This is a genomic window from uncultured Mailhella sp., assembly GCF_944324615.1.
Taxonomy (GTDB): Bacteria; Desulfobacterota; Desulfovibrionia; order Desulfovibrionales; family Desulfovibrionaceae; genus Mailhella.
Genome location: NZ_CALUWY010000079.1, coordinates 1 through 11,572, shown reverse-complemented (window position 1 = coordinate 11,572; position 11,572 = coordinate 1). Strand labels below are relative to the sequence as shown.

Annotated in this window: 10 protein-coding genes; 3 read left to right on the top strand and 7 right to left on the bottom strand. The window is 57.2% G+C overall.

The features are described 5' to 3' along the window. Positions 1-1,398: 1,398 nt before the first annotated feature. The 3 genes from Q0K07_RS11890 to glpA are packed head-to-tail and all read right to left on the bottom strand — an operon-like array spanning position 1,399 to position 5,461. Entirely contained in the window at positions 1,399-2,604 is a 1,206-nt protein-coding gene (locus tag Q0K07_RS11890; protein ID WP_294559482.1) for an anaerobic glycerol-3-phosphate dehydrogenase subunit C, read from the bottom strand. 3 nt (positions 2,605-2,607) lie between these two features. Next, complete coding sequence (glpB, locus tag Q0K07_RS11885; protein ID WP_294559481.1) at positions 2,608-3,867, bottom strand: anaerobic glycerol-3-phosphate dehydrogenase subunit GlpB; 1,260 nt, start codon at positions 3,865-3,867, stop codon at positions 2,608-2,610. Further along, a complete protein-coding gene (gene glpA / locus Q0K07_RS11880; protein ID WP_294559479.1) occupies positions 3,851-5,461 on the bottom strand; it encodes an anaerobic glycerol-3-phosphate dehydrogenase subunit GlpA in 1,611 nt (536 codons plus the stop codon). Before glpA ends, glpB begins: the two co-directional genes overlap by 17 nt. 244 nt (positions 5,462-5,705) lie before the next feature. Between glpA and Q0K07_RS11875 the strand changes: the two genes are divergently transcribed. After that, entirely contained in the window at positions 5,706-6,482 is a 777-nt protein-coding gene (locus Q0K07_RS11875; protein WP_294559478.1) for an HAD-IIA family hydrolase, read from the top strand. A gap of 439 nt (positions 6,483-6,921) precedes the next feature. On the opposite strand, the gene Q0K07_RS11870 is transcribed toward Q0K07_RS11875, so the two are convergent. Continuing rightward, positions 6,922-7,788 carry a PHP domain-containing protein gene (locus tag Q0K07_RS11870; protein WP_367178903.1) on the bottom strand — a complete coding sequence of 289 codons (867 nt, stop codon included), beginning with the start codon at positions 7,786-7,788 and terminating at the stop codon, positions 6,922-6,924. Positions 7,789-8,003: 215 nt separating this feature from the next. Here Q0K07_RS11870 and Q0K07_RS11865 point away from each other — a divergent pair, with 215 nt between their 5' ends. Both Q0K07_RS11865 and Q0K07_RS11860 read left to right on the top strand, forming a co-directional pair. After that, complete coding sequence (locus tag Q0K07_RS11865) at positions 8,004-8,366, top strand: Hsp20/alpha crystallin family protein (protein WP_294559475.1); 363 nt, start codon at positions 8,004-8,006, stop codon at positions 8,364-8,366. A 4-nt stretch (positions 8,367-8,370) separates the two neighbouring features. After that, the gene (locus Q0K07_RS11860) at positions 8,371-8,712 is read left to right on the top strand and encodes an Hsp20/alpha crystallin family protein (RefSeq protein WP_294559473.1); all 342 of its coding nucleotides are present in this window, start codon (positions 8,371-8,373) and stop codon (positions 8,710-8,712) included. A gap of 159 nt (positions 8,713-8,871) precedes the next feature. On the opposite strand, the gene rimI is transcribed toward Q0K07_RS11860, so the two are convergent. The 3 genes from rimI to Q0K07_RS11845 form a co-directional block, all read right to left on the bottom strand. Beyond that, a complete protein-coding gene (gene rimI, locus Q0K07_RS11855; protein ID WP_294559472.1) occupies positions 8,872-9,372 on the bottom strand; it encodes a ribosomal protein S18-alanine N-acetyltransferase in 501 nt (166 codons plus the stop codon). Between the two features lie 217 nt (positions 9,373-9,589). Beyond that, positions 9,590-10,390 (bottom strand): inositol monophosphatase family protein, encoded by an 801-nt coding sequence (locus tag Q0K07_RS11850; protein WP_294559470.1) that lies wholly within the window; start codon positions 10,388-10,390, stop codon positions 9,590-9,592. Positions 10,391-10,396: 6 nt separating this feature from the next. After that, positions 10,397-11,365, bottom strand: coding sequence for a GAF domain-containing protein (locus tag Q0K07_RS11845; protein WP_294559469.1), 969 nt, complete (start codon positions 11,363-11,365; stop codon positions 10,397-10,399). Positions 11,366-11,572 lie beyond the last annotated feature (207 nt).

Sequence of the window (11,572 nt, the reverse complement as noted above, 5' to 3'; positions counted from 1 at the left end):
AAGCTCTCTTCCCGGCAGGGGCAACGAAAAGGGCCGGGAATGCTGCTCTCGCTGGACTGGCTTTCCCTGCATCTGGAAGACAATACGCTTGAAGGGAGATGGTGCGCTTGGTCGCGGGATTCCACTATCCAGTAACTGCCGATATCTGAGGTTTCCAAAAGGCAAAAGCTCTCCGTGATCTATGGTTGGCATAAAAATCCGCTGCCTGATTCCGACCACTGTATGCCGGACCATCACCTGGAACTCGGGGATGCTGCGCGGTCACAGATGCCCCGGTATTTTTGAAATGAAGCTCAGTCGCTGAACGAGTATGGAAGTTGCTCGCTCCACCGAACGTTGCCGGTTCAGTATTCCAGTCCACAGCCGGATGAGTCGTGTATCATGGAAAAGGAACATGCGGTATTGCGGATGGAAAAACCTTTATCGTGTCCCTGCGCATGCGCCGGGTATCCGTCGGAAGCCTGACCTGTAACAAGTAGCCGTCCTGTTCTGGCAACAGGCAGCATCCTTCATCCCTGAGAACGATGCGGAAAACATGCCGGGCGCCGCGGCACCTGCTGACGGGCACGGATGAAGACCGGCGTCACCTCGATTTGCCATCGAAAAAAAATCCGCATCTTCCCCATGTTGGCCCAGGGCGGACAACGGCCTGTATCCTCCGTTCTTTCTTTCAGGGGACGGAACTCCCCTCCCCTGCTTGTGCCCGGAGCTGTCCCACGGCTTCCCCGCATCATATCGTCGGGTGGCTCTTATGGTTCAGCATGTTCTTCCCGCGGCGGCTCTTGTCCCTGCCTGGAAATTCTTTGTCCGGGCGAGATAAAAAACGTCGGCCCCCGTTTGCGCCGCATTCTCACAGGGAAAGCTCTGACAGATGTTCGGCACCTTGGGTGGGCCGCCTGCCCAGGGGCGATGTGTTCTCCGGCTGAGGCTCTGAAATTTTTTGCGCCTTTTTCTGATACGGCCGTCAGCCGATCAGGAACGCACCTGGAGCACCACCGTCTCCCCCGGCGCTTCCGATGTGCTCTTGCCATACATTAGAAAAAGAAGAATCAGCACCACCTTCGCCGGGAAAGGCCTCAAGGGAAAATTTGATAAAATATACTAATAATTTCAATAAATTATATATAAATCCTGTTTTTTTCCTTCAGTCTCTTTTCCCCAAAAATCCTGCGGGAAAACGGTACCGATGCCTCTAAAAAAGCACCATTTGCTTTATCTTTTTTACCCATTTATGATGGGTAATATTATTATCTTATTGAATTAATTGTATTTTTTAAGAAAATAATAAAAATCCGGCATATTAAAAAAAACGCCGCAGGAGGCGATCTGCGGCCCGGAAATAAAAAATCCGCCTCCCACATCGCGGAAGGCGGATTTTTCATGCGTTTCAAAAGCGCGTTATGCGCTCTTTTCCAGACGGCGGCGCAGAATGCTCAGCGGATGGTCACAGGGGTTGCCCGTACCATGGATGATCTGCACCTTGCAGGTGCCGCATTCCGTGGCCACCTGACGGATACCGCTGTCTTTGATGGTGTTGAACAGCTTGGAGCCGATGGCCATGCCGATATCATACTTTTCCTTCTTGAAACCATAGCTGCCGGAGATACCGCAGCATCCCGCGTCGGCATTGACGGCGCGGACACCGGGAAGTCTGCGCAGAATGTCCAGACCGGGGAAGCCGATGCCCTGAGCACGCAGATGGCAGGGAGCATGATAGATGATGTCCAGCGGCGTGGTGTCCGCACCGGAAATATCAAGCTCTCCACGATCAATGCAGCCCAGAATGAATTCCATGGCGTCATCAAGCGCCGTGGTTTCCATGCCTTCGGCCAGATCGGGGAAGAAGGCGGGAATTTCCGACTTGAACATGAGCTGGCAGCTCGGGCACAGCGACAGAACCGGAATGCCTTCCTTGCGCCACTTGGCAACTTCTTCAAGGTTCTTGACGGCATTCTTTCTGGCGTCGGCCTCAAAGCCGTTGGTATAGAGCGGCGTACCGCAGCAGCAGAACACTTCGGGCGATTCCACCTTGTAGCCGGCCTTGTTGAGCAGCCACACAAGGTCAATCCCCGTCTCGGGAGCATAGGCCTTGATGAAGCAACCAGGATAGAACACTACGGTTTTCGTAAGATTTTCCGGCTGCTTATAGGCTTTGAACATGGCAGGGAACTGCTTGGAGGCAAACTTGGGCAGATCGGCCTTTTTGCTGACGCCCACCATGTCGAGCACCAGCTTGCTGATGGGGTTCGACATGCCGAAGTTCACGAGGAAGGAGGGGAAGTAGCTCACCAGCTTCGCTTCCAGTTCACCATGAGCCAGTATCCAGTCGCGGAAGGAAGGACGGTTCTCCCTGCAGTATTCCGCACGGGCAAGCATGTTGATGTTGGATACTTCCACGCCCTGGGGGCAGGAAATATCGCAGTTCTTGCAGTTGGCGCAATAGCTGAGAGAGTCGTCTTCGCCGCTGTTGAGCATACGGAAGCGTTCCGACGCGGGGCCCAGCATACGGGGGCCGAGGAACTTCGAGGTGACTTCCGCAACAGGGCACTGCACCACACAGGTGGAGCAGGCAACGCATTTATCGGGATTAGTACGGCGATTCATGTCCTACTCCTTTCCGGCCAGCATGCCAGCATACCGGCCCGTGGCAAGGGCCACGCCATGGCCGCTTTTTTCGGCTGCGAAGTCGTAACCGCCAAGGATACGGCCCGCAAAACGCACGTTCGCAAGCACTTCATTGCCCTCCGCATCCAGGGGCTTCAGCTCGCTGTTCACGCGCATGCCCATGCTGGCGAAAAAGCTCGATCCGAAGATGTCGGGAGACGACCATTCTTCCGTATTTTCGGGAGCTTCCAGAGGCAGACGGAAAATGCTTTCCCAGGCCTTGCCCGGAGCCGTGGAGATGCCGCCGCTCAGGAGGCCGCCCGTGGCGATGATGAAATTGTCCGCTTCCCAGCCGCATTCACCATGGGCGGTGGCGGAGTACAGCGCCTTGCAGACGCCCTCTTCCACTTCGGCCCGCACCACTTCGGCACTTTCCACGGTGTACACGCCCGCAAGGTTGAGCGCCTTCTTGAAGGCTTCCCGCAGACGAAGACCGGCAACACCGGGAGGAATGGAAACCATTTCCACAATCTTGACCTTCAGCACCGTGCAGAGGTGATTCCAGACCTGCTGGCTGTGTTTCATGCCGCAGATGGGAGGAAGCAGAAGCACGGGATACAGCCTGGCATAGGGAGCAAGGCTTTCCTCCAGCCATTTCAGCCCTTCGGGCGTTTCCACATGGCGGGCAATGTCGAGAGGCGTGATGTTGCGGTGTGCATGTTCGATGGGACAGGGAAGCACGGCTTCCATGAATTCCTTGCCGGCGAACTCATCATAGCGGTGAAACTGATCGATGATCAGGCCGGGATGCACGTCCTTCATGTTCTCTACCGTGACGACGGCTGCACGATGCACGTCCTTCAGGCAGTCGGGATTGAAGCTGTCGGGGCAGAGATAGCTCGGCTTCAGGGTGCCCATCACGGTGATGAGCCTGTGATTGCCCTGCTCCGCCGCCGGAGCCATGTCGATGCCGCCCTTCTTGCACATGCCCTTCAGCCAGGAAAGAGCCTCGCGCACCGTTTCTTCGCCGCCGATGAGGCTGTAGGGATGTTCGGCCGGCAGTTCCGCCATGGCTTCAAAAGGATCGTACACGCTCTTTCCGTTCACATAGCCGAGAACATCAATGCAACCGCTGCTGATGGCAAGGGTGCCCGCGCCATGGGTGAGCAGCGTCACACTCTTGCCGCTCTGAGCTGCGGTAAGGGCCGCGCTCATACCGGCAAGGCCGGAACCGACCACAACAATGTCAGATTTTCTGTTCATCTTTCGCTCCGTCGATGTTCAGAGTGGCAGCGTACACGGCGCGGCCGAGTTCCATTTCACGAGCCTGAAGTCCCCACAGGGCGGGACGCAGGCCCTTCCAGCGTTCCTGAAGGAAGTCACGCAGGTTGTCGGCAGGAGACAGGGGGAACGGCATCCGGCATTCGGTGAGCGCTCCGATGGTGCGCAGCGAGCAGTAGGTCCCCTGGCAGGTACCCATGCCGAGACGGGTACGCAGACGCACATCCGTCATGGACTGGCTGGAAGGATCGGAAGCCACATATTCGATTTCCGCGCGGGAAACCATTTCGCATTCGCAAAGCAGCGGATTGCTCTTCATGGCCGCCGCCCTCTCCACCACGATGGGGAAGGCGTCGCCCAGGCGGTTGGCCACCAGCGGTACGCTGTGCACCGGGAAGTACTTGGTCGCCTTTTCCAGCATGGCGGGAGAAGGACTTTCAATAATGGGTTCAATGGCGGTACGGCATTCCGCATGCACGCCGAGTTTGGCGCACACAAGGTCGCACATCTTTTCAGCCATCAGGCGGTAGGTGGTGAACTTGCCGCCGAAGATGGAGAACATGCCGTCAAGGCCTTCCTCTCCATGGTCGGAGATATGGAAGCCGCGGCTTGCAGCACGACCGGCCGCGCTGCCCTTGGCCACATACAGAGGACGGGTGCCTGCGAAGGCGCGCAGAATACGATAGCTGCGCAGATTCGGAATGAGCACTTCGCCGATGTCGAGAAGTTTGAGCACGTCTTCGGTGGGCGCTTCGTGCGCGTCGGGACGGTCGGCATGGAAAGACGTCGTGCCGAGAATGGTGATGGAACCGTGGGGCACGAAGATATCGCCGTCGGAGCTCATGTGCAGACGGTTGATGACGCGGGACGTGAAGCGGTGGTTGAAGGCCACAAGGGTGCCGCGGTCGGGCTGCACGCCCACCTCAAGCCCCACAAGTTCCACGACCTTGGCCGCCCAGGAGCCTGCGGCGTTGACCACGATGTCGCAGGAAATGCGGATTTCCTCACCGGTCACGAGATTGCGCGCCCGGACGCCCTTCACCTTGCCGCCTTCCTGATCGATGCCGATGACCTCATGATGCGTCAGCATTTCGCCGCCGTAACGACGGGCGGACATGGCGTTGTGCCAGACCAGACGGAAGCCGTCCACGCTGGAATCCGGCACGCGGTACACGGCCTTGATGGTCGGATCGAGGTTGGGTTCCAGACGGAGCGCTTCCTTGACATCCACAGGCTCCGCCTTGATGCCCGCCTTGGCGCAGGCTTCGACCCAGGGCTTTTCATAAGCAGGATCGTCCTGCTGGCTGAGAACGAAAAAGCCTTCGGACTCTTCCACGCATTCACGGCCGATGCGACGAAGAATCATGTTTTCTTCAATGCATTCCTTAGCCGCTTCATTGTCCTTCACCGCATAACGCCCGCCGCTGTGCAGCAGGCCGTGGAAGCGGGAACTCGCACCAGAAGCTATACCGCCCTGTTCCAGCAGCACAGCCTTGACTCCGCGCATACTGAGATCTCGCAGGATACCTATGCCAGTAGCGCCGCCGCCGATGATGACTACAGTCGTGTGTTTCACACAGCCTCCCTTGCCCTTTTGTCTGAGAAAAATTTTCATTTACGAAAAAGCTCAAAGACAAATTACCATAATACGAAAATTATTTCTGATGTATCCTCTTAATGCAACGGCGTCAAGCGGTGTAAAAAAATCAATGACTGCAAGAGGTTGAAAATCCTTTTCCAGGGGTTCTTTTCGCTTGCGGGCGGCTCTGGAAAAAGTATATCGTGTTCCGAGCATCAATCTTCTCAAAAGAGGAACAACCATGAAGATATCTGAAAAACGCTGCGTGGTTCTGGATATGGACGGGACGGTATATCTCGGCAATATTCCCATCCCGGGAGCAGTGGACTTCATCAAAAACAACTGGGACAGGCTCGACTTTCATTTTCTGAGCAACAATACTTCCAAATCGCCTGATACCTATGTGAAAAAGCTGAACGGCATGGGCATACCGGCCACTCTCGACCTCATCCTTTCGCCCACAACGCCGCTGGTGGACTTTCTGAAAGAACATCACATTCATACTGCCTACATTGTGGGCAACCGTGATTTCTGCCGCGACCTCGCCCAGCGCATGCCCGAACTGCGTCAGCAGGAAGAAGGCGCGCAGGCGGTCATTCTGGCCTATGATACGGAACTCACCTATGAAAAGCTCTCCCGCTCCGCCATTCTGCTGGAGAATCACCCGGACGTGCTTTTCCTCGCCACGCATCCCGACAAGGTATGCCCCTCCCCCGAAGGTCCCCTGCCCGATGTCGGCAGCATGCTTGCCCTTTATAAGGTGGCCACGGGAAGAGAACCTCAGTACATTTTCGGCAAGCCCGATCCCGCGGTTTTGAAACCTCTTCTGAAAAAATACCGCAAGGAAGACATGGTGATGGCCGGGGACAGGCTCAGCACCGACAAGAAGCTTGCGGAAAACGCGGGCATTGATTTCATTCTTGTTCTGAGCGGTGAAGCCACGCTGGAAGAAGCCCTGGCGGAGCCCGTTCAGCCCACCATCATTGCCGAAGATCTCGGCAAGGCCTGGGAAGAATAAAAAACAAGAACAGGCCAGGCGGCATCGTTCCTCATCCCGCAGCACGAGGCCGGGAAGTTCCGCCCCATGACGACATGCCGGATCGCAAAAACATGCCGGAAAGCGCAGGGCATGATACTTTGCCGATGTGCCCGGTATTTCTGAAAAACATATGTTGCACGGAACGCTTCTGCATCTGCAATATGCCGAAGCGTTCCGCGTTTTTCATACTCTGACCTGCCACAGGAAGGCAAAAAACGTTCCCGTCCTGCCCGGGAGCAGGGAAAACGCCTCTCGCCATCCCGGCCGGAAAGCATGTTCACGCAGAAAAAGGCGGCGGGGCCCGTTCGGACATGATGCCCAGCCTGTGAGGCGGAGATAAAACTTTCGTTTCCGAAAATTTCCTGAAAAACAGGTCATACTGCACCCGGCAGGACAACCTTGAACAGCGCTTCTTCCGCTATGCCCCGCCCTGCTCTCTGCGGTATTTCATGAGTTCTTCATAGACGCTGAAGCCCACGCGCAGTCCGCCCTTCCCGTGCCCGATGCTGATATTCGGTTTGGCCAGGCCGTGATAATCGGAACCGCCGCTCAGCTGAAGGTGATGGCGCGAGGCAAGTTCCACACAGAGGCGCACGTCGCCCGCGTCGTGTTCGCTGTGATAGGCCTCAAGCGCGTCAAGTCCCTGCTCCTTCAGTCCGGCCAGAAGATGATCCAGCTCCTCCACCGGAGCATGCAGCAGGCGGGGATGAGCCATGGAAACCACAGCCCCTGTACTCTTCAGCAGAGAAACCGCTTCCTGCGGACTCATGAGCCTGCGGGGAACATAGGCAAGGCCGTCTCTGCCAAGATAAAGCCGGAAGGCCTCCTTTCTGTCCTTCACCACGCCCAGGGCACAGAGAAGCGCGGCAAAATGGGGGCGCCCCACCACCGTTCCCCCGGCCAGGGCTGCGGCAGCCTCATAGGAAACATCAAAGCCGAGCGTACGCAGTTTTTCCGCAATACGGAGATTGCGTTCCTTCCGCTGCTGGCGGACCTTTTCCAGTTCAGCTTCCAGCAGGGCCGTTTTTTCCCCTTTTTCAGGAATCCACAGGCCGAGAAAATGCGCTTCCCCCCACGGTGTGGCCGTGCTGATCTCACAGCCGCGGACAAAGCCCATGTTCTGCCTCTTCGCCTCCTGCTCCGCCTCCTCCAGACCGGCCAGAGTATCGTGATCCGTAAGCGCGAGTACTGCCAGATGCGCCTGTGCAGCCTTGCGCACAAGTTCCGTAGGGCTGTCCGTTCCATCAGAAGCCGTGCTGTGAGTGTGGAGGTCGATAAAGGTCATGCTCATTCTCAAAAAATATCACGCTTCTGCCTTCTGTCAATCATGGCATTGACGGAACACGCCGATGGGTTACGCTGAAAGTATGACCGTATTCGCGGGGATGCCCCTGAACGCCGAAATATCCATGTCCTCCAATCCACCGGCGGTCGCAAAGCTCCGTTCCCATGCCGTGCGCCGGTCAGGGAAGCGGAGAAAAACAAGAACAAGGGAAGAACATGAAAGATTTTTTTCTCGCCAACGGATCGGTATTCCGACAGATCTTCTATACCACGGCCATGGTTTACGACAGGCGGGAGCAGGAACCCTTCCCGCCGGTGAACGTGTATCTGTGCGACGGGCGCGTGCTGGTGCAGGCGCTGGTGCCCGGCCTTGACATGAACGACATCACCGTTGCGGTGGAGGGAAAGGATCTGCTCCTGGAAGGAACCATGCGACGCGATTCGGGACGATATGTCCGGGAAGAACGCTACAGCGGGCATTTCCGGCGCAGAATTCCGCTGGAATGCGCGGTCCATTCCCATGCCCGACTGGAAATGCGAAACGGCATTCTCCACATTGAACTGCAGAAAAAAGGATAGCCCCATGTCGAAACAGACGCTTTACCCGCAGGTACGCCCCGCAACCGATATTATGGATACGGAAGACGGCATCCGCATCCGGGCAAACATGCCCGGAGTGACGGAAAACGATCTGCAATGTTCCCTCCGGGGAAATACGCTCCACATTACCGCAAGTTCCCGATGCCCCGTGCCCCATGAAGAACGGGACGTGATCGCCCTGGAATTCGGCAATGTGGAATTCTGCCTCGATATCGCCATGGGCGCCGCGCTTTCCGCCCCTGTGGAAGCCACACTGGACAAAGGCGTCCTTTCCATTCTGCTGCCGCATCAGGCAGGAGGACAGGTTCCCGTCACGCTGCTGTAATTGCCCGTGACAGATCATACCCGCTGCAGAAAAGGCCGCCCGGAGCAGCAGAACGTATTCGGCACCGCCTTGAAAACGGAATCTTTCCGCCCCTGCTTCCGGAAGAACCCGGCTTTCCCGGGCGGAAACGAAACATCCGGCACGGCAGTGTGCCGGGACTCAGGCTTCCCCGCCGGAAACTTGAGGCAGGGCGGACGCTTCCAGCGTCATGACGAGCGCATCTTCTCCGTCGGCATAATAATGCCGGCGAAGACCGGCCTTCTGAAAGCCGAGCCGCGTGTACAGCGCACGCGCAGGCACATTGCCCACGCGCACTTCCAGAAAAGCCGTTTCCCATCCTTCGGGCGGCAGACCTTTTTCCCGCCGGTGACCGCCTTCCCGCGTATCACGCAGGGCCGTATCCATAAGCGGAAAGGAAAGCCCCCGGCCCCGCTCTTCCGGACTCAGGGCAATATTCAGAACTTCCAGCTCTCCGGCCAGCACGCGGAGCGTAATGTAGCCCAGGAGCGTGCCGTTGCGAAAAAGACCGTACCCGGCAAACCAGTCCTGACGCCACGCTTCGGCAAACTGTTCTGCCGTCCAGAAAGAGGGAAAACAGCGCGCTTCCAGCGCCGCGACCTCCGGCATATCTTCCAGTACAAGTCGGCGGATTTCTTCCATACCACTCCCGTCAGGCCTGAAGGCTGCATTACATCGAAAGGCGGAAGGACGATTCCCTCCGGCAGATCATACTCCGGCCCGTTTCCGTACAGAGCGACCTGTCCGCCTCTCCGGCAACACCGGTGCATGGCTCAAGAAAAACGCGTGCAGAGAAAGCCCCTCCCGCGTCACCGAAACGTGCCTCGAACGATGTGCCCCGCTGCAGGCGGAATTTCGCTCAGTTTGCCTGGTTCAGGGAAAGCGTTCTCACCATATCCTCATGCACGGCCCCGTTGCTGGCCAGAATGGGAGTATGGAAACGGTAGGGATCGCCGCTTCTGCCCGATACCCTGCCGCCGGCTTCTTCCACAAGCACCCAGCCCGCCGCGATATCCCAGGGCTTGATCCATCCTTCAAAATAGGCGTCGAAACTGCCGCAGGCGACAAAGCACATATCCAGCGCCGCAGAACCGCAGCGCCGCACGCCGATGGTACCGTCAAGCAGAATACGCAGGTCCCTGATGACCTCTTCCATGTCCTCATGCACGGAGTAGGGAAAACCGGTGGCGACAAGCGCTTCGTCGCAGCTGGAGACACCGCTCACATGGATGGGCCTGCCGTTGAGCCATGCGCCTTTGCCGCGTTCGGCAACATAGCGTTCCCCGCGCACGGGGGCGGAAACGGCTCCGAACACAACCTGCCCGTTCTCCCACAGCGCCACGGAAGTGGCCGTGTCGCCGAAATGGTGGGCAAAATTCGTCGTTCCGTCCACAGGGTCGATGATCCAGCACGTTCCCGAAGGCAGAGATTCCTTTGCGCTCTCTTCCGCCATGAACGACGCGCCGGGAACAACGTCGCGCAGACGCTCCTTGAGATAAGCCTCAATGGCCAGATCGGTATCCGTCACAAGGTCGCGCTTTCCCTTGTGTCTGATGGACCGGGGGCGGTCCCAGTTGGCAAGAAAAATCTCATCACTGCCGTCCAGAATCGACAGCAGATCCCGGACGGCCCCGGACAATGCCATGGCATCCATATTCATTCTCTCCTACTTGTTGCCCGACGCCTTTTCCGCCATGCGTATGCGGTAACGCAGGGAAAGCACTTCCAGAAGGCGGGCGAGATCGTCCGCGGCAAGGCGGAGAAAGGACTTCAGCTCGTCGGAAATGCTCCTTGCCTCTTCCATGGCAAGACAGAGCACGCCGCAGGTGCTTTTGTTGACGGTGACGGGAATACATACCGTGCTGCTGAAGGCCGGAATTCCCTCGCGCTTGCCGAATACCGGAGCGGGACCGGAAAAACCGTCGCTGTACACGGCTTCCTCATTGCGGAACACCCAGCCGATGATGTCGTTATGGATGGAAAACTCACAGCTCTTCTGCCCGTCGAGCAGCAGCGGCGGATATTCGCCTTCCATAATATAGGTGGAACTTCCCTCCACACGGGAGGCAAAGGCGGCATAAGTAAAGCCCGTGGCTTCCAGAAGCACGGGAAACACCATGCCGAGATAGCTCTTCCATCCGGGATAGTTGTGGCGAAGTTCGACCATGTGTTCCAGCGCATGGATATAGTTCCCGGATTCGCCGGATTCCGCCTTCCCCTCCATCCCCTGCACCTGCGAGAGCATGTCCGCAAACACGGCGATAAGCTTCTGCTTTTCCGGGGAAAAGGCATGGCGCTGGCAGCTGTCGATGCAGAGAATGCCGCCATCGGGCAGAGGGCAGCCCAGGAAGGAACAGATTTCCGGTTCCCAGTCTTCCTTATAATAGCCGAGATATGCCTGATTCTCGTCGATGGACCCCACCACGATGGGAGAACGGTTGCGCAGAATCCACCCCGCAAGGCCCTTGCCGGGATAAATCACGGCGTTCTGATCGATATGGTCGCCCTGACTGTAGGCGGCCATGATCTGAGCGCCCTGCCCGGTACGGGGGGCTTCAAACAACACCACGGAATAGGCCTCGAACACGCTGGCGGCCAGTGCAAGAATGGATTCAACAGGATTTTTGACGATCATGGCACAAACAAAGTTAACAGGAAAAGAGGGATAAGCGGATAGTAGCATCCGGCCGCCACAGGGGCAAGCTTTTCCTTCCAGCAAAACTTGAAGGGTAGAAAGTTCCATTTTGCTGTCTTTCATTGCAACATATTATTTTTCCTGCTATTTTACGCAAAAGCCTCTGCGTCTTTTTACAGCTGTTTGCGCCGCTGGGGAGACATTTGG